The organism is Helicobacter pylori NQ4053 (assembly GCF_000274605.1).
In the GTDB taxonomy this organism is placed as follows: Bacteria; Campylobacterota; Campylobacteria; order Campylobacterales; family Helicobacteraceae; genus Helicobacter; species Helicobacter pylori_CV.
The window spans coordinates 253,098-271,360 of sequence record NZ_AKNV01000006.1 but is presented as its reverse complement, the minus strand read 5'-3'; the positions used below and the strand labels follow the sequence as shown (position 1 = coordinate 271,360).

Below are 18,263 nucleotides of genomic sequence, written 5' to 3'. Positions count from 1 at the left end.
GTCATGACTCCTTGTTTTTGAATAAATTTAAACCCTGTTCGCATAAATTTTGCCATGCGTTTGTTTGATCTTTTTGTTTTAATTGAACGCATTTTTCTAAACTGGCTTTAGATTTTGCTTTTTGATTGGTTAGATCTAATAAGCTGGATTGCAAGTATAAGGCTTTTTGGTGATCTTCTAAAGAAAGCCTGCGATCTAAAAGTTTGTCTAGCATTTCTAACGCTTTTGAATAGTCTTTGGTGGTTCTGTAAGCGTCAATGAGAGCAAATTCGCTAAAGGGCGTGTAAGAATAGTCCTTATAAGCGTCTTGGAGTTTGAGCAAGCTTGTGGCATAAATTTTGACGCTTTTAGGGTCTTTTTCATTCTCTAATAATTTAAAATAAACCAACGCCATGCGTTTATCGTCTTTGAAATGCTTTTCTAAAAACGCATACAAATTGAGGGCCAATCCTTTTTCATTGTTTTGCATGTAATCTGAAAATAAAACAAAAGCAATATCATAGAATTCTTTTTTATTCAAGTTTTGAGCGAGAATCAAAGCGTCTTTAGAAGCCAGAGTGGAATTTTTAAAATCCCCTAAGCGGTAGTAATTGCGCCCCAAACGATAAAGCCATACCAATTTCTCGCTAGGGGTTTTAGCCGCTTTTAAAGCGTTTAGGGCAATAATTTGCGCTTTTTCTTTGAGCGATGCGAAATACAAGCAATCAAAGGCTTGGATTTCTTCTTGGGGGTTAAATTCAAAGGCGGTGATTTGGGATAAGTATTTTAAAGCTTCTTTGCAACGATGATCCTCTAATGGGGTTTTAGCAAGGACATTGAGCGTTTTTTGGATCAAGGGAGAATCTTTGGGTAAATTTTTTTGCATGCCTAAAACTTCAGCATAGCGCTTATTGTCAAACAAGAGTTGGGCTTTCAACTCTAAAGCTTTTTGGGCTTCATTAGAATTAGGGAAATTTTGAATGATTTTATCGTAGTGGGCGATTTTTTCTTGCGTGTTCCCCTCCATGGAAAAAAGGGCTTTTTCATCGCGCGCTCTAACGACAGAAGCCCGCTCCAATTCCGCATGGTCTTGCAAATATTGCAGGTTGTAAAGGTGGGCGTTCTTAAAATCCTTGATCCTTGCATACAACGCCCCTAAATCATAAAGCGCTTGCTCTTTAGCTTTCAAATCATCATCTTGATTAAAGAGCAAGTGAGCGATCTCAATCGCGCTTGCATTCATCTGGTTTTTTTTCAATAACTTGAGCAAGTCTAGGGCTGATTCGCTATGCGTAGAAATATAATCTGGGTTGGATTGGACCACCTTATCAATGAGGTATTTAGCGTTATTAAAGTTTTGATAGTTTATCTCTGCTTCAGCCCAATTAAGTGCGATTTCACTCGCGCTCTCTTTGTCTTTGGCGTTAGAAAAAGCTTCTTTGAAAAGCATGTTAGCGCTGCTCAAATCAGAAGCTTCAGCCGCTTCAATGGCTAAACGCATTTGGGCTAAGGGCGCGTAGCGGGAATTTTTGTATTCTAAAAGAATGCGTTTGTAATAGCGCATGGCCTGTTTGTAATTGTTGTTTTCATCTAAAGCTTTGGCGACATAGTATAACGCTTCAGGGATATTGGGGTCAGTCGGGTAATTTTTAATCCATTGGGTGCCAATATCTATGAGTAAGGATTTTTTAATGCCTAATTTACCTAATGCGATAATTTCCAATAAATACAAGTCTTTTTTAAACATCGTTTGAGGGTAGTTTTTAAACGCACGGCTGATCGTGCGTAAGGCGTCAAAATAGGCTTGCGAATCCATTTGTTTTTTAGCTTCTAAATAGGCGTTTAAATCATAGCCCTTTGTGGTGAGTAGGGGTTTGTTATTCACATCCAGCTCTTGAATGATAGGGGTTTGAGCGTCTTTAATGATAATGGGGAAATTCAAGCCTTTTTGAGCGTTGTCTTTTTCGCTCAAAAAAGGGATTTTTTGATCATAGCCTACGATTTGCCACATTTTGGCTTTAGAGTCGTTTTCCACAAAAAGGGGGACAGCCTTTTTATAATCCCTATCAAAAGAAAAAAGGGTGAGCCTTCGCATCACTTTGGGTTTGATGTGTAAAATGAATTGTTGTTGGCGCATGGAATAGGTGATATTGAAAAAAGCGTTTTCTAAAGGGGTAAAGCCCTCTTTAGGGATAGAGTCTATCACGCATTCTATGGGGCGTTTAGCATGCATGATAGATAAAGACGCTTCAATCCCGCTTGGCGGTTTTTCATTAACGTAAGAGCAAGAAAACGCCTTATTGTTTCGTAAGGTTAAAACCGAAAAATCTTCCCCCCCTTCTTTGCCTTGCGTGAGCGTGAGACTTAAAGCGTTGAGTGAATGGGAGAGCAAGCCCATTAAAAGAAAGAATTTTGACTTAAGCCACAAACTCTAAAAGCCCTCGCATCATAAACACAGAGAATAAGCACGCTAACGCCATAGCAATAATGACCGCATAAATGGGCATGGTAGCGTTTTGGGTGTAAATATCGTTTTGAGCGTAGCTTTGTAAGGGCTTATTGAAAAACATCGCCACGAGCCAACGGAAATAATAAAACGCAGCCACCGCGCTATTAACTAACATCACCACCGCTAAAAGAATGTGATTGCTCTCTAACGCGCTTTCAACGGCTAAAAATTTCCCCCAAAACACGCTAAAAGGCGGGATCCCTGCAAGCCCAAAAACAAAAATAGCGCCTAAGATCGCCACTAAAGGGTGGGTTTTGATAAGGCCGTTGAATTTGGAATAAGGGTGATCGTAGCGTTCATCCCATGTTTTTTCCCGGCTTTTTAAGAGCCATAAAAGGCCAAAAGCCCCAATGTAAGTGAAGGCGAACATGAACCAATAAACAAACATCGCTTGTTGGCTATCTTCAGTGTGGATGAACACGCATGCTAAAGCGAACCCAGAATGCGAAATGGAACTATAAGCGAGCATTCTTTTGACATCTTCTTGCCATAAAGCAATGAAATTAGGGATGGTGATAGTCATAAGAATCAAAACATAAAAAATGTCTTCTACCCAAGCGATGCGAGTGTCTATAAACGCCCCAAAAAGGCGAGTCGCTACCACAAAGCCAGCGATTTTAGGCACAATGGAAATATAGCTCGCAAAGACCGGATTATTGCCCTCATACACATCAGGCATCCAGGTATGGAAAGGCACTAAAGAGACTTTAAAGCCAATCGCTCCAATCAAAAAAATAGCACCCATCGCAAAGAGCATGGGGTTTGTGATACCTTCAGTGTGTAAGTATAGGCTAATGACTTCAAGATTCAAGCTCCCTGTGAGCAAGTAAAAAGCCATCGCGCCCATAGCAAAAAACGCGCTCGCCATAGCCCCCATAGTGAAATACTTGATCCCTGCTTCCAAGCCGTAGCGTTTATCGCTCAACGCCATTAACACGCAAAGGGGTAAGGACGCTGTTTCTAACCCAATAAGGATTAACAATAAATGGTTGCTTGAAACCATGAACTGAAAGCCAGCAACAATAAACAAGTATAAGGAATAAAATTCAGCGGTTTGAAATTCGTTGAAGCGCTCTTTTGAAAGGGCTAAGAAAATGAGCAAAAAGGCTGAAATCAAGACAATGCTTTGAGAGATGAGCGAGAGGGTATCCAAGCTCAAAAACCCAAAAAAGGCGTTTTCTTGCTCTTCTAATCCTAAAACCACCAAAAAATCCAAAACCAAAAAGAGCATGCATAAAAACACATTCAAATTGCGTGAAAACCTGGAAGTGAAAGCGTTGATTAGGAGCGTGAAAATCCCCCCACACACCAACACCAGCATGGGTAAAACGCTCTCAAAATTAAAGCTATCAAAAGAGATATGGAGACTATCTATTAACATAAGAGACCTCTTTTATCTTAGTATCCAATGAACCTAAAAAAGGGAGCGAGCGGATTTCTATCACCTCTAAAAGCTGCTTAGAGCCTTGCTCAATCGGTTTTAAAAGGATTTTAGGGTAAATCCCTAAAATTAAAATCAAAGCTAAAATCACGCTCAAAACCCCTACCTCACGAGCGTTCAAATCTTCAAACACGCTGATTTGATTGTTCCCGGCTTTCAAATTACCAAAGAAAACATCTTTATATGAAGTGAGCATGTAAATTGCTGAGAGAATGATGCTTGTCCCGGCAATGATAGCTAAAAGAGGGTAAGTGGCAAAAAACCCTAACAAGCTTAAAAACTCTCCCACAAAACCAATGCTTAAAGGCATGCCCACATTCGCCATTAAAACGATCATAAAAAAGGCTGCAAAAACAGGAGCGCTTTTAGCGATCGATCCAAAGCGAGCGATTTCTAAACTGCTGGCACGTTCTTCCAAGATACCAGCGAGCAAAAACAATCCCATGACGATAATACCATGCGCAAACATCATAAACACCGCCCCTGAAACCCCTTCAACATTGAAAGAAAAAACCCCAAGCACCACGACTCCCATGTGCGAGAACGAGCTATAAGCGATGAGAGTTTTTAAATCTTTTTGAGCGTAGGCTAGAAAACCTCCATAAATGATCATGCATAGCGCCACAATGGCTATAGGGGTTAAATAAATCTCTGAAAGCTCAGGAAAAAGCGGGAGCAAGAAGCGTAATAAAGCGTAAGTCCCCATTTTAGAAAGCAAAGCTGAAAGCATGACAGAGCCTAAAGTAGGGGCGTTAGAATACGCATAAGGCAGCCATGTGTGTAAGGGAAAGAGCGGGATTTTAACCGCAATCCCTATTAAGAAAGCCACAAAGAGCCAGGTTTTAACCCCGCTAGAAAAGTTCAATTGATACCAGTCTAAAATATCAAAACTCATCATGCCGTAATTGCTAGCGTAGTAATACCCAATGTATAAAATGCCTAAAAGCATGCATAACGACGCTAAAAAGGTGTAGAGAAAAAACTTCATGCCAGAATAGATCTTATTATTACGGCCAAAACGACCGATGAGGTATAAAACCGGCAAGAGCGAGATTTCCCAAAAAGCGTAGAAAAAGATCATATTGAGAGAAGAAAACACGCCCATTAAAATCCCCTCTAACAACAACAAACAAATCGCAAAGTCTTTACGACGCTCTTTGACATAAATCACGCACAATAACACCACGATAGCGTTTAAGAGCAACAAAAAGAGCGCGATGCCATCAACGCCCACATGGTAATTCACGCCAATTTGATAGACTAATTCCTTCATTTCTTCAAACTGCATGCCGGCTGTTTGAATATCAAACCCATGCCACAACAACAAGATTAATAACAATTCAATCAAAGCGATGACAATCGCATACGCCCTGCTCGCTTGATCGCTCATAAAGAACGCTAATAGCGCGCTCAGCATGGGGAAAAAGATCACCACACTTAAAAGATGCGCATGTAAAAACTGCATTTCTTATCTCCCAAAAAAAGCTACAAACGCCAATAAGATTAAAACCCCGGCCACCATGAAGCGCAGCATGGAGGTTAAATTCCCATCTTGACTGATTCTAAACACGCGCCCTATAACAAAAACGCTTCTTCCTATAGTATCCACTATCGTATCAATGATCCTTAATTCCACGACCTGGTGCAAGAATGAAGCGATGGCGCTAAAAACTTTTGCAATCCCTTGATAGAGTTGCGGGATATAGTATTGGTTGAGCAAGAGCTTGTATAAAAAGCCCCTCTCTTTTTTGGAAGTGATACCATTTTTATATTTAAATATGGCATAGGCGATGCTCAATAATACCACTATGGTGGTGATACTGATTAAAAGAGCGAGCGGGACTAGATACTCTCCAACGCTAGGGATTACTTGAGAAATAAAATGAAAAAACGGCTCTTCAAAAAACCCGGCAATGACCGCTAAAATCCCTAACGGCAGCATGCTTAAAAGCATGAAATTTTGAGCCTCATGGGGGTGGTTGATTTCGTGCTGTTTGGGTGCAAAAAACACCAGCATGATGAGCCTGAAGCTATAAAAAGCGGTAAAGATCGCTCCAATTAGAAGAACAAACCATAAAATGTGGTGGTGCATCCCAAAAGCCACTTCTAAAATTTTGTCTTTAGAAAAGTATCCTGCGAAAGGGTAGATCCCGCACAAAGCCACTGAACCTATAATCATAAAGATCGCTGTGATTTTCATAGGCTTGTATAAAGCGCCCATTTTAGTAATATCCAAATTGTCTTCCATCGCATGCATGACATTCCCTGATCCTAAGAAAAGGAGGGATTTGAAAAACGCATGCGTGAAGAGGTGGAAAAGCGCGATCGCATAGGCCCCAAGACCGGCCGCTACAAACATATAGCCTAATTGAGAAAGCGTGGAATAAGCCACAATGCGTTTTAAATCCTTATTGACTAAAGCCATGCTCGCTCCAAAAAGAGCCACAAACGCCCCTAAACATGCGATGAAATAGCCCACTTCAAACACCGCGCTATACAAGGGATTGGCTCTAATGACCAGATACACCCCAGCGGTTACCATTGTCGCTGCATGGATGAGAGCGGACACAGGGGTAGGCCCCTCCATAGCGTTGGCTAGCCATGTGTGCATAGGGAATTGAGCGCTCTTGCCCATAGCGCCAATGAAAAGAAACACGCTGATGAAAAAGAGCATGGAATAATCGGCGTTATTGAGCATGCTAAAGACTTCTTTATATTGGAGGGTGCCAAAATTCCAAAAGATCAAAATAATCCCCATGAGCATGCCTAAATCCGTGATCCGATTCATCACAAAGGCTTCAATAGAAGCGTTGTTCGCGCTTGTTTTATGATACCAAAAGCCAATGAGCAAGTAAGAACATAGCCCCACCCCTTCCCAGCCAATGAAAAGCCCTAAAAAATTATCGCTCAACACCAACACCAGCATGGAAAACACAAAGCCGCTGAGGTAGGAAAAATAGCGGTTAAACCCTGTATCATGCTCCATATAGCCTATAGAATACACATGCACTAAGAAAGAAACTAAAGTAACCACGACAATCATGACTGCATTGATATTGTCCAGCATGAGGGAAAAGCCGACTTTAAAATTCCCTACCACGATCCAGTCAAATAAATATTTTTCATAGCTTTGATGATGCCATGCTTGAATGAAAAGAACCACCGCACCAATGAAAGAAACCAGCACGCACAAAGAATTGAAAACGCCCACATGCAACGCTTTAGCTTTAGCCCCAAACAGCCCCGCATAAACTGCGCCGATTAAAGGCAAAAACAACACCACTGACAGCAAAGAAGAATACTGCATGCTCAACCTTTCATAGCGTTTAAAGAATCAATGTCTAAGCTCTTGTATTTCTTAAACCACAAAATCACCAAGCCCAAACCAATAGCCACCTCACTAGCGGCAATAGCGATAATAAAGAGCGCGAACATCTGCCCGTCTAAATTATGCGTGTATTTAGAGATCGCTACAAAACCGATATTGATCGCATTGAGCATGATTTCTGTAGAAAAAAAGAGTAACAGAATATTTTTGCGTTTCAGCATGCCCGCTAAACCAATGCAAAAGAGTAACCCTGAAACAATCAAATAGTGGTTTAACCCTATCATAGAGATTCCTTTATAAATTGCGTGTGATTTTTCCCATGGATTTTTTGAATCCCTGTAGCGATGCCTCCAACCATAGCGACTAAAAGCATTAAAGCCGCCGCTTCAAAAGGGATGAGGTAATTAGTAAAAAGCACATAACCAATCGCTTTAATGTTAGGGATTTGCGCATCAATAGCGTTAGAATTGACTTGATTAGAAAGGTTTTCGCCAATGCTAGGAGCGCTTAAAATCAAGGTGAGTAATAGCACCACGCCAAATGAAAGAACGCACAAGATTTTAGGGCTTTGCTTGCGTTCAATGACTTCTGCAGCGGAGTTGAAAAACATCATGCCAAACGCATACATCACAATGACCGCCCCCACATACACCGTGATTTGCACCACGCCCAAAAACTCAGCGTCTAGTAAAAAGAAAAAAGCGGAAATAAAAACCATGCTGCTAGCGAGAGCGGTAATGGCATAGAGAATATTCGTGGTGGTGATCACCACTAACGCCATGCTCAAAGTAAGGATCGCAAAGAAATAAAAGGCAATGGTTTCAAACATTTTCATCTCCCTTATGGCTTTCTGGGTTTGTTGGAGTTTCTTCTTGTGATTCTTCTTTTGAAGGCTCTTGGACATAATCTAAAGGGGTGGCTTGCATGCGTTCGTTGTAATTAGGGCTTACCGCACCAAAGCCTAAAAATTCGGCATGCGAGCAGTTTTTAGCGTCTTGTTCGTTCGTTAGAAACTCGCTTTTAGAGCCGTATTGGGAGCGTTGGGTGCTAGCGTTTTCAAATCGATTCCCCATAACAATCGCCAATTCTGGGCAAACTTCCGCGCACAACCCGCAATAAATGCAACGCCCCAAATTGATCGTGTAAGAATCGATCTTTTTGCGGTTGTCTTCGCCTTTATGCGTGATGATCCTTATGCAATTGCTCGTGCAAATCTTTTCACACAGCCCACAACCTATACACCTTTCAGAGCCTGAGTCTAAAAGCCGTTGCAGATTATGCACCGCGCGATAGCGTGGGCTTAAAGGGAGTTGTTCCATAGGGTAATGGATGGTTACGCTTGGGCTAAAAAATTCCTTGATCGTAAGCCCTAACCCTTTGAATAGATCCAAACCCAAGCTCGTTTTAACGGTGTCTTTAAACTGCTCGGTCGTGCTATGGACTTCGGCTCGTTTAGGAAGTTGCTTGTATTCTTGTTTGGCCATAAAACCTCCTTTAAATTAAAATGATAATGCCCGTTAGCACAATGTTCAATAACGCTAAAGGCAGCATGATTTTCCAGCACATATCCATCAGTTGGTCTGGGCGCACATGCGGATAAGTCGCTCTAACCCACATGGATAAAAAGACAAAAAAGCCCGCTTTAATCAAAATCGCTAAACCTCCAGGGATAAAGCCCCATGCGTTAAACCCGCCAAAAAACACAATAGAAATCACAAAAGAAAAAGCGAATAAATGCGCGTATTCCGCTAAAAAGAACATGCCCCATTTCAAGCCGCTGTATTCGGTGCAATACCCTGCCACGATCTCGGCTTCATGCTCTAACAAATCAAAGGGGGTTCGATTCAATTCAGCGTAGCTTGCGATCAAAAACAAAACAAACGCTAGAGGCTGCTTAAACACAAGCCAGTCTAAAAATCCACCGCTTTGGTAATGATTGATTTCCACTAAAGAGAGCGATCCTACCACCATTAAGGGGGCTAGAATGGTTAAGGTGCTGACCACTTCAAAGCTGAGAAGTTGGATTGTCGCTCTTGCGGAGCCAATTAAAGAGTATTTGTTATTAGAGGCAAGCCCGGCTAAAATAGGTGCATAAATCCCTGCTGAACCCACGGCTAAGAAAAACAAAAAGCCAATGTTGATGTCAGAAATAAGGGGCTTGATCTCATAGCCAAACAGAGTGAAATTAGGGAAAAAAGGGATGGGTGCCATGGACACAAACGCACTTACCATCGCAATAATGGGCGCTAGCGTGAAAATGAATTTATTTGCGCCTTGGGGGATAATGTCTTCTTTGGTGAAAAGCTTAATGCCGTCTGCTGCGACTTGCAAAAGCCCAAAAGGCCCCACATAGCAAGGCCCTAAACGGCGTTGGAAATAGGCTAACACTTTCCTTTCAATATAAGTGGCAAAGCCTCCTAAAGCCGAAAATACAGCGATTAAAATCAAAATTTTAATCAGGGTTTCAATGATATAAGCGCTCATGCTTGCTCCTTTAAATCCACGCTATCAAACACACCCTCTCTAAAAAAGCTAGAATGGTTTTTCAAAAGAGAAGGCGAGATGACAAACACTTCCTGATCCAAGCTTTCATCAAGATACAAAACGCCTGTTAATTCCTCTTCTTCTTTAAATAAAGTGATGTTTTGCCCCACTTCTTTATCCAATTTTTTTAAGAAAGCTTTAGACACATAAATACCAGTCTTTAATTGCAAATTCTCGCTTTTATGGGTAGCGTTATTGAATTGCGTTTCTGGGTATTTTAAATACGCGTTGAAAACGATTTTTTCTTTTAAAGGCTTGATAGGCTCGCATTCTGTGGTTTCGCATTCTTTAGCGCTTTTTTCAAAATGGCTTGTTCCTAATAAATAGCCTCTGTGATTGACTCTGTCGTTAGTGAAATAGTTGGTTAGATAATCAAATTCTATGGCTTTAAAGCCTGCTTCTGTAGGGAGTTTGTGGGTGCATTCTGTGAGATTTTCTTCCACAAAACCAAAGCCTTGCATAATATCGCTCAAGTCATAGCCCTCAAACCTCAAAGCCGGTTTTAAGGGCAACACACGCCCTTCAACATTAGTGATCGTGCCTTCTATCTGGTTGAGACTGGGCAAAATAAAATCCACTTTGCTGACAGCGTCTTTCCCAAAAACCCTATCGTCGCTATTGATAGTGAAATCCCCTTGAGCGCGAATGCCTACAATTTTTTCATGTTCAAAAATTTCTTCGCTCAATTCGCAAATAGAAGCGATGCCTAAAGCGTTCGCGCTTGGAGGGATAAGAATGAGTTTAATAGCGCTTTTTTGGGCTAACAAACGCAACATTTTAGCGATGTTATGGGCTTGTTTGTGGCTATAAATTTCTTCGCCAACCACTAGCAGGGTGTTATTTGACTTTTGCAAAAGAGCGAGAATTTTTTCATAAGTTTCTAAATTGATGCCCGCTTCTTCAAGCAACAAATAAGTGGTTTTGGTAGGGACTTCAATTTTTTCTTCTTTAACCTCTGTCTTGTTTTCTGTTTGATTTTCTTTTGGAGTAGTTGCTTCTTCTTGATTTTCTTTTGGAGTAGTCGCTTCTGTTTTATCCTCTTCTTGATTTTCTGCCTTATTTTCTCCAATACTGCACCCTTGTTCGGCTTGTTCTAAAGCTTTTTTTCGCTCTTCTTCTAAGGCTTTAAGAGCCGCTTCATCTACAATGCTTTGTTTGGAATCTTCTAAGCTTTTTAGAGCCGCGCTTTCAATGTTAAGCATTTTTAAAAGCATGCCTAAAAGGATTTCTTCAGCCCCCACTTCATGGGTGATGCAAAAAGAGCTTCGGCACAAATTCGCTAGCGCGTTATCCTTAATAGGGTGCATAGCGATCAAAGAAGCTTTATTGAGTTTGAGAGCGTTATTAATGGCATAGCGCACCAAAGGGTTTTCTGTTTTGATAGAAGATCCTATCGTAACGACCAAATTGGAAGTTTTAATCTCTTCAATGCTGGGGCGTTTAACTTCACCCAATACTTTTAAGAATTGCTGGAAATGATACGCTTCTTGATTGTAGATTTTAAAATCAAGCTCTTTCCTCAAACGCTCTATTAAAAACGCCTCTTCATTCGTAATATCCCCACCTATTCGCACCGCTTCGCATTCTTTGAGGGCGTTTTGCGCTTCTTTAAGATTAGCGCTGCCTTTAGGGCTAGAGCTCACGTCAAAAGCGAAACGGCCTGCCCCACAAATAGGGTTATGGTAAAAATCATTAAGCACCCTAAAAATCTTAGATTCTTCGCCTAGAGTATCAAAATGGCGCACATCATAAGAAATCAAACACCCGGCTGAGCAATGCGAACAGGTAGAATGGATCTTTTTGAGTTCCCATGCGTTAGCCGTGTAAGCGAAATCTTTATAGCTCAAAGCGCCCACAGGACACACCGCAATGCATTCCCCACAATCATAGCAAGGCACGCTGCCAACAAAAGAAATAATGCCTTTTTGCTTACGACTCCACACGCTAAAAGCGTCTTTGGACATGCTGTCTTTAAATTTATCCGGAGCATGCAAATCGGCTTTAGTGGCTTTAAGGTTGTTTTCGCCCACATTGTCCTTACAAGTGGTTACGCACCTTTCGCACATGATGCACAAATTAGGGTCATACAAGGCTTTTGCCCATGAATCTAGCGCTTTAAAATCATCAGCCACCGCATAGGGTTGGTGCTCCACGCCGGTTAAATGCGTCATGTCTTGCAATTCGCACTCCCCGCTCTTATCGCACACGCCACACTCTAGGGGGTGGTTGACATCATAAGTTTGCATGATGCTTTTTCTTTCATCCATGAGCGTGGGGGTGTTAGTGAGAATGGTGGCGTTATTTTTGGCTTTCGTGTTGCAACTATAAACCCGTTTGCCATCCATTTCAACCATGCACATTTTGCATGCGACTGTGGGCGAGCAACCGCTTAAATAGCAAATGGTAGGGATGTAGATCCCAGCGCTCCTAGCAGCCTCTAAAACGCTTTGTCCCTCTTGGCATTCAATCGTTTTGCCATTGATATTCATTGTGATCATGAAATTCCTTGAGAGTGGGATAAAATAGGGATATAAGGGTAAGCGTCAAAAAACGCCCCTTCTAAAATCGCAATCAAACCCTTCAAATGGGGGCTTTCTTCTAACTCGCATTCTAGCGTTTTATTGGAGATTTGAAACCCCGCTTTAGAATGCTGGATCTTATTAGCGATCTTAAATTGTTTGGAAAAAGATAATTTGGGGGTTTCAAGGCTCTTGTAAGAAACATAGACAAACGAGCCGTTAGCCTCACCCATTCGCTCTAAAAACTCTAAATCTTTTGATTGGAGTTGTGATTCAAAAGGCAAAATGCCCTCTTTAAAGGCTGTTTCTAGCAGCCATTCTTGATCTTTAAAATCATAAAAAGCGGTTGTTGCGTTTGAATCGTTGCAAGGGATATGCAAAATTTCTAGGTAATTTTGCAACTCGCTTAAAAGGGTGTATAAAAAGGCGCTATCCGCATGCTTAGTGATTTCTCTATTTAAAACAAGCACCCTTTTTTTTGCTTTAACAATAAGTGCGATGAGATCTTGTAATTCCTCTTCGCTCATGTTCGCTTCAGAGCTTAAATACCCCACATCTATTTTTTCTAAAACATGCCCTTTTAATCGGGAAGTTTTTTCTAAAATGCCCCTTAAAATCAAAGCCAAAATTGCCGCTTCCGTGTTGATTTCATACGACGCAAAAAGGCAATTTTCTTGCAAGTCTCTTGTATCTTGTAAGGGTCTTAATAGAGCATAGGGGCGTTTTGATTGGTTAATGCTTCCTAAAATCCATCGTTCGTTTTCATTCAAACAAGCGTTTGAAAAACCCCCAAACAAAACGCACAAATCGCTTTTTTCTAAAAGGTTTAAGCTATCTTTTGTCATTTTGTAATGGATTTTAAACCCTTTTTGAAGAGATAATTTTTCTAAACAATAGGCTTCTTTCAAGCTAATTGAAGAGCTTGCGATTAAGGGAGAATTTAAGGGGTTAAAGCCGCTCAAAATCAAGCCTTTTTTCTCACGACAATCGTCCAATCCGCTTGATTGAAACGCAAAGAATTGAGGAGCTCATGCCCTTTAGATTGGATAAATTCAGCGCTCTTAGGGATATTAGAAAAATCCCCCACTTCAAACATGAAAATAGCGACTTCATTAGGTTGCATTTCTTTTTCAATCAATTCTTCCAAGCGTTCAAAAATACCCGCTTTTAAGGGGCGTAAATCAAAGCGTTTCATCTATCCACCTCGCCAAACACCGCATTGGTTGATCCAATCACGGTTACCGCATCCGCTAAATATTGCCCCACTAAAATATCGCTCAAAGCCCCAATGTGATAAAAGCTAGGGGCTCTGATTTTTAATCTATGAGGGTAAGGCTCGCCCTCTGAATGGATAAAAAACCCTAATTCCCCTTTAGGGCTTTCTGTGGGGGCATACACTTCCCCAACGGGCGGGCGCATGCCTTGAGCCACTAAAACAAAATGCTGCATCAAGGCGTAGTTTTGCGTCATTATATCTTCTTTTGGGGCGGAAATGTAATGCGGGTTTTGGGCCATGATAGGCGTATCGGTTTTAGCATACATGGGAATGAGTTGCTCAATGATGCGAATGCTTTCATCAATTTCTAACATATACAAACAATACCGATCATAACTATCGCCATAATTGCCCACCGGCACATCAAAATCAAGCTCTTTATAAAGCTCATAAGGTTCTTCTTTCCTAATATCATAAGCGATCCCAGTCCCTCTTAACATGATACCGCTCATGCCCCAACTTTGCGCCATTTTGGGCGTTACAACGCCCACATTTTCCAAGCGCATCCGCCAAATGCGATTCTTATCCAATAAGCCTTGAATGAGTTTTTTGCATTCCCTCATTTCGCCTAAAAACTTTTTCAAGCCCTCCAACCAATTAGGGGGTAAATCCAAAGGCACGCCCCCAATCCTTATAGCGTTATGCGTGAGCCTAGCCCCGCAATAATCCTCCATCAAATCCAACCCGTATTCCCTCGTTTTAAACGCATACAAAAACACGCTCATCGCCCCCACATCTAAAGCATGCACGCTGATAAAAAAGATGTGTGAAATCATGCGGTTAAGCTCTAGTAAAATCGTGCGGATCACTTGCGCTCGGCGAGGGATTTCTAAGTTGAGTAAGGTCTCTACCGCATAAGCGTAAGCGTAATTATTGCTGGTAGAAGAAGTGTAATCCAACCTGTCAGTAGTGGGCATGTATTCGTTATAGGTCATGTTTTCGCCTAACTTTTCACAGCCTCTATGCAAGTAGCCAATTTCAGGGGTAGCTTTAATGATTTTTTCGCCCTCTAATTCCAAAATCAAGCGCAATTGCCCATGACTACTGGGGTGTTGGGGGCCAAAGTTTAAAATCATTTGGTTGTCGTCATGTTCAAAAATGATGTTTTCAAACTGGGGGTTGAGTTTCGTGAAATTTTGAGCCATTTTATAGCCTCTTTTTTAAGATAGTGGGGGCGATTTTGTGCAAATCTTTGACAAAAGGGATTTTCTTAAACGCATGCTTTTCTTCTACTTCTTTTAATTCTTCACCCTTGCCCTGCTCATAGCCAATTTTAGCGAAATTGAAAGTGTCTTTTTCATCCACTCTCGCGCTGTCTCTCTGCTCTTTACCCACCACTTCTCGGTATTCTTTGCCAAAAATTTTATCCACTTCATACCATTGGGCGAATTCATCGCCTTTGAGCGGGTAAGAGCGCAATAAGGGGTGGCCTACCCAATCATGTGGCATGATAAGGCGTTTCAAATAGGGGTGTTTGTCAAACACAATACCAAGCATGTCATACGCTTCCCTTTCGCTCCAATTAGCCGAGCGGTATAAAAAACTCAAAGAATCCACGCTCTCATTAGGCAACAAAACGCACTTCATGCGCACCCTACGGCGGTTCTTACAGCTATCGCTAAAGCCCACGAATTGATAAAACAATTCAAAATGCCCTTTTTTAGCGCACAAATCTATCGCGCTCATTTCGCTCAAACACTCATAACCCAAATGCCTTAAAGTCGTAGCGACAGAAAAAATATCGTCTTTTTTGATCCAAAACACAGCCGTGTTAGTCTCTATGTATTTGTCTAAAATCTCATGTTTGTAAGAAAGGTGGTTGTAAATGACCTCATAAGCGCTGCCCTCTAAGTATTTTTTAGGGGTGGGTTCTATGATTTTATAGGGGTCATGCTGGCGCGATTGTTTTTGCACATCTTCATAGGGGGATTGTTTTCTTACCATCACACTAACCTTTTGGGAGCGTCTTGTTTGATCGCTTTAGAGCGTCTGATTTTATCTTGCAAAACCATAAGAGCGTATTGTAAAGTTTCTGGGCGCGGTGCGCAACCGGGCAAGTAAATATCCACAGGAACGATCCTGTCTGCTCCTTGAACGGTCGCATAAGTGTTGAACATCCCGCCCGTGTTAGCGCAACTCCCCATAGAAATCACCCATTTAGGTTCAGGCATTTGATCATAGAGCCTACGCATGAATTCGGCATGCTTTTTAGTGAGCGTGCCAGCGATGATCATCACATCAGATTGCCTAGGGCTCGCTCTAAAAATCGTGCCAAATCTGTCAAAATCAAACCTTGAACCCCCTGTTGCCATCATCTCAATCGCGCAACACGCCAAGCCATAAGTTAAGGGCCAGAGCGAATTAGAACGCCCCCAATTCAATAATTTATCCAAAGTGCTTAGAACAACCGGTGCTTGTTGCATTATTTCACCTCTAATTTCTGCCAGCTCAAAGCGTTTCGCTTTAAAGCGTAAATAAAACCAATGGTTAAAAAGAAGACAAAGCCTAGCATTTCAACGAGCCCAAACAAGCCTAATTTTTTAAAATCAATCGCCCAAGGGAACATGAAAACGATTTCTACATCAAATAAAATAAAAAGCATGGCCATGATATAGAAATGGTGCGACACTCTATTAGGCTGCTTGAGAGCCACAGGCCCGCATTCATAGGGAGCGAGCTTGAGCTTTTCGCCCTTTTTTTGAGCCATTTTACGGCTTAAAAACCTTTGGATCCTTAAGGTTAAGTTAAACACCCAAAAGGTGAATACCAACAAAACAAAAACGCCAAAATAGGGGTGATTCAATGCTTCTGTGGCTTGTTGCATTAGGCTCTCAAACTCCTTTAATTATTCGCAAATAATGATGAAGCCAATTAAACCATGTTTTTGCTAATCGTTAGCTGAAAAAATAAAAATTATTTTAACATCTCTTAAGAGGCCATTTCTATGAGTTTGGGCATTAAATCTTGCATGGCATGCACTGCACTTTCATTAATGCATTGGATATTTTGGGGCAAATGGGCGTTTTTAGCCTTAGGGTCAATGTAATAAATGAGGGTGTCTTTGCTCGCATGCGTGTAGAGACTAGCGGCCGGATAGACTTGCAAAGAAGTGCCAATGATGATTAAAAGGTGCGCTTGTTTGACTAAAGAAATCGCTTCCTTAAGCAAAGGCACCTCTTCGCCAAACCACACAATATCAGGGCGTAATTGCGATTTGTCTTTAGCCAAGTCGCCTAAATTCAAGTCCTTTTCCCACCTATAAATTAAATTAGGATCTTTTTCGCTGCGAACGCTTAACAATTCCCCATGCAAGTGCAAAATGCGAGAAGAACCCGCCCTTTCATGCAAATCATCTACATTTTGGGTGATGATATGGACTTGATAGTGTTTTTCCAATTCCGCTAAAGCCTTATGGGCCTTGTTAGGATAAACTTCAAAAAGCTGTCGGCGCCTTTGGTTGTAAAAATCCAACACCTTTTGCGGGTTCTTTTTCCAACCATAAGGCGAGGCAACTTCCATGATGTCATGCCCTTCCCACAAGCCATCAGCGTCTCTAAAGGTTTTAATCCCGCTTTCTGCTGAAATGCCAGCCCCGCTTAAAATCACTAAATTTTTCATGTTTCCTCCTTGATGAGTTCAATATGAGTGCCGCTGAGTTTGTCATGCAAAAAAAACTTAAAAATAAAAGGTGCAACAAACCCTATGAGTAACCCCATGCTCAACACCCACAAGACAAAGCGCCACAACGCTAAAAAAAAGCCCACTTCTTCACCATTATTTTTGACCAATTTAAACTGAGCGTAACGCATTCCAGGGCTTTGGGATTTAAAAGCGATAAAAAAGCTGTGCGTTAGGGCATAAAAAAGCAGGCATAAAAAAATCGCGCTCTGGTTTTCCCTAAAATCCTTCGCGCTCCCTAAAATCGCATAAGTCATTATGTAAAGCATGGGGGTATAAATCATAAAAATATCGGTGATAAAGGCCTTTAAGCGTAAAGAGAGATTCAACCCTTTTAAAGGGCTTTCTAAAGTGCGTTTTTTTTCTGGGGTTTTATTTTTTTTAGTTGCCACGACTTCCTGGCTTGATAGCAACGCTAGTAGCGCATAAAGGGCAAGAACTAGGCTTGTGCATGTCAAAAACAAAATCTTCTAAAGCAAATAAGGGCAAATGGCTAGGCAAACATGCACCCTCTTGGGCTTTCAAATGAGAATGGGTGCGTTTGCAAATGCCCCGATTGGCTAAAGCGCCAAAAGCCACGATTTGAGCGCCCTTTTCTTCTAAAACTTTAGCGCATTCCATGGCGGATTTTCCTGTGGTGATGATGTCTTCACACACTAAAATTTTTTCGTTTTTTTTGACTTCAAAACCACGCCTTAATGTCATGGTATTATCCACCCTTTCAGTGAAGATAAAACGCACGCCCAAAGCCCTTGCAAGCTCATACCCAGCCAAGATCCCTCCAATCGCAGGCGAACACACGCATTCAATATTCAAATGGGCTTCTTGAATTTGTTTGGCTAATTCTTTAGCTAATTGTTCGGCTAGTTTGGGATCTTCTAAAACTTTAGCGGATTGCAAATAACAATTGGAATGAAACCCGCTGCTGAGCAAGAAATGCCCCTCTAATAGCGCTTGAGCGTTTTGATAACATGCCTTAATATCCATGG

At 41.5% G+C, this 18,263-nt stretch carries 18 protein-coding genes; all 18 read right to left on the bottom strand.

The features are described from left to right. Window position 1: 1 nt before the first annotated feature. Entirely contained in the window at window positions 2-2,407 is a 2,406-nt protein-coding gene (locus AYS37_RS06440; protein WP_000266326.1) for a DUF7494 domain-containing protein, read from the bottom strand. Continuing rightward, window positions 2,397-3,869 (bottom strand): NADH-quinone oxidoreductase subunit NuoN, encoded by a 1,473-nt coding sequence (nuoN, locus tag AYS37_RS06435; RefSeq protein WP_000904265.1) that lies wholly within the window; start codon window positions 3,867-3,869, stop codon window positions 2,397-2,399. The genes AYS37_RS06440 and nuoN overlap by 11 nt, the downstream gene beginning before the upstream one ends. Next, window positions 3,856-5,394, bottom strand: a complete 1,539-nt coding sequence (locus tag AYS37_RS06430) for an NADH-quinone oxidoreductase subunit M (RefSeq protein ID WP_001159921.1) — start codon at window positions 5,392-5,394, stop codon at window positions 3,856-3,858. The genes nuoN and AYS37_RS06430 overlap by 14 nt, the downstream gene beginning before the upstream one ends. A 3-nt stretch (window positions 5,395-5,397) precedes the next feature. Continuing rightward, window positions 5,398-7,236, bottom strand: coding sequence for an NADH-quinone oxidoreductase subunit L (gene nuoL / locus AYS37_RS06425; protein ID WP_001200285.1), 1,839 nt, complete (start codon window positions 7,234-7,236; stop codon window positions 5,398-5,400). Between the two features lie 2 nt (window positions 7,237-7,238). Then, on the bottom strand, window positions 7,239-7,541 hold the full coding sequence (nuoK, locus tag AYS37_RS06420) for an NADH-quinone oxidoreductase subunit NuoK (RefSeq protein WP_000579759.1): 303 nt from the start codon (window positions 7,539-7,541) through the stop codon (window positions 7,239-7,241). After that, on the bottom strand, window positions 7,538-8,086 hold the full coding sequence (locus AYS37_RS06415; protein WP_000464199.1) for an NADH-quinone oxidoreductase subunit J: 549 nt from the start codon (window positions 8,084-8,086) through the stop codon (window positions 7,538-7,540). Before AYS37_RS06415 ends, nuoK begins: the two co-directional genes overlap by 4 nt. Continuing rightward, window positions 8,079-8,741 carry an NADH-quinone oxidoreductase subunit NuoI gene (gene nuoI, locus AYS37_RS06410; protein ID WP_001118562.1) on the bottom strand — a complete coding sequence of 221 codons (663 nt, stop codon included), beginning with the start codon at window positions 8,739-8,741 and terminating at the stop codon, window positions 8,079-8,081. The genes AYS37_RS06415 and nuoI overlap by 8 nt, the downstream gene beginning before the upstream one ends. Window positions 8,742-8,751: 10 nt before the next feature. Beyond that, complete coding sequence (gene nuoH / locus AYS37_RS06405) at window positions 8,752-9,741, bottom strand: NADH-quinone oxidoreductase subunit NuoH (protein WP_001277281.1); 990 nt, start codon at window positions 9,739-9,741, stop codon at window positions 8,752-8,754. Beyond that, on the bottom strand, window positions 9,738-12,299 hold the full coding sequence (locus tag AYS37_RS06400) for an NADH-quinone oxidoreductase subunit G (protein WP_000632157.1): 2,562 nt from the start codon (window positions 12,297-12,299) through the stop codon (window positions 9,738-9,740). The genes nuoH and AYS37_RS06400 overlap by 4 nt, the downstream gene beginning before the upstream one ends. Further along, the gene (locus AYS37_RS06395) at window positions 12,296-13,282 is read right to left on the bottom strand and encodes a hypothetical protein (protein ID WP_000012652.1); all 987 of its coding nucleotides are present in this window, start codon (window positions 13,280-13,282) and stop codon (window positions 12,296-12,298) included. Before AYS37_RS06395 ends, AYS37_RS06400 begins: the two co-directional genes overlap by 4 nt. 2 nt (window positions 13,283-13,284) lie before the next feature. Continuing rightward, complete coding sequence (locus AYS37_RS06390; protein WP_000819168.1) at window positions 13,285-13,515, bottom strand: NADH-ubiquinone oxidoreductase subunit E family protein; 231 nt, start codon at window positions 13,513-13,515, stop codon at window positions 13,285-13,287. Then, the gene (nuoD, locus tag AYS37_RS06385; protein ID WP_000068229.1) at window positions 13,512-14,741 is read right to left on the bottom strand and encodes an NADH dehydrogenase (quinone) subunit D; all 1,230 of its coding nucleotides are present in this window, start codon (window positions 14,739-14,741) and stop codon (window positions 13,512-13,514) included. The genes AYS37_RS06390 and nuoD overlap by 4 nt, the downstream gene beginning before the upstream one ends. A 1-nt stretch (window position 14,742) precedes the next feature. Continuing rightward, on the bottom strand, window positions 14,743-15,540 hold the full coding sequence (locus AYS37_RS06380; RefSeq protein WP_001874740.1) for an NADH-quinone oxidoreductase subunit C: 798 nt from the start codon (window positions 15,538-15,540) through the stop codon (window positions 14,743-14,745). After that, window positions 15,540-16,019, bottom strand: a complete 480-nt coding sequence (locus tag AYS37_RS06375) for a NuoB/complex I 20 kDa subunit family protein (RefSeq protein WP_001183508.1) — start codon at window positions 16,017-16,019, stop codon at window positions 15,540-15,542. Before AYS37_RS06375 ends, AYS37_RS06380 begins: the two co-directional genes overlap by 1 nt. After that, entirely contained in the window at window positions 16,019-16,420 is a 402-nt protein-coding gene (locus AYS37_RS06370) for an NAD(P)H-quinone oxidoreductase subunit 3 (protein ID WP_001183540.1), read from the bottom strand. Before AYS37_RS06370 ends, AYS37_RS06375 begins: the two co-directional genes overlap by 1 nt. 104 nt (window positions 16,421-16,524) lie before the next feature. Further along, the gene (locus tag AYS37_RS06365) at window positions 16,525-17,214 is read right to left on the bottom strand and encodes an SIR2 family NAD-dependent protein deacylase (RefSeq protein WP_000793912.1); all 690 of its coding nucleotides are present in this window, start codon (window positions 17,212-17,214) and stop codon (window positions 16,525-16,527) included. Further along, entirely contained in the window at window positions 17,211-17,666 is a 456-nt protein-coding gene (locus AYS37_RS06360) for an RDD family protein (protein WP_000201667.1), read from the bottom strand. Before AYS37_RS06360 ends, AYS37_RS06365 begins: the two co-directional genes overlap by 4 nt. Beyond that, window positions 17,656-18,261, bottom strand: coding sequence for an orotate phosphoribosyltransferase (gene pyrE, locus AYS37_RS06355; RefSeq protein WP_000351566.1), 606 nt, complete (start codon window positions 18,259-18,261; stop codon window positions 17,656-17,658). The genes AYS37_RS06360 and pyrE overlap by 11 nt, the downstream gene beginning before the upstream one ends. Between the last annotated feature and the right edge of the window lie 2 nt (window positions 18,262-18,263).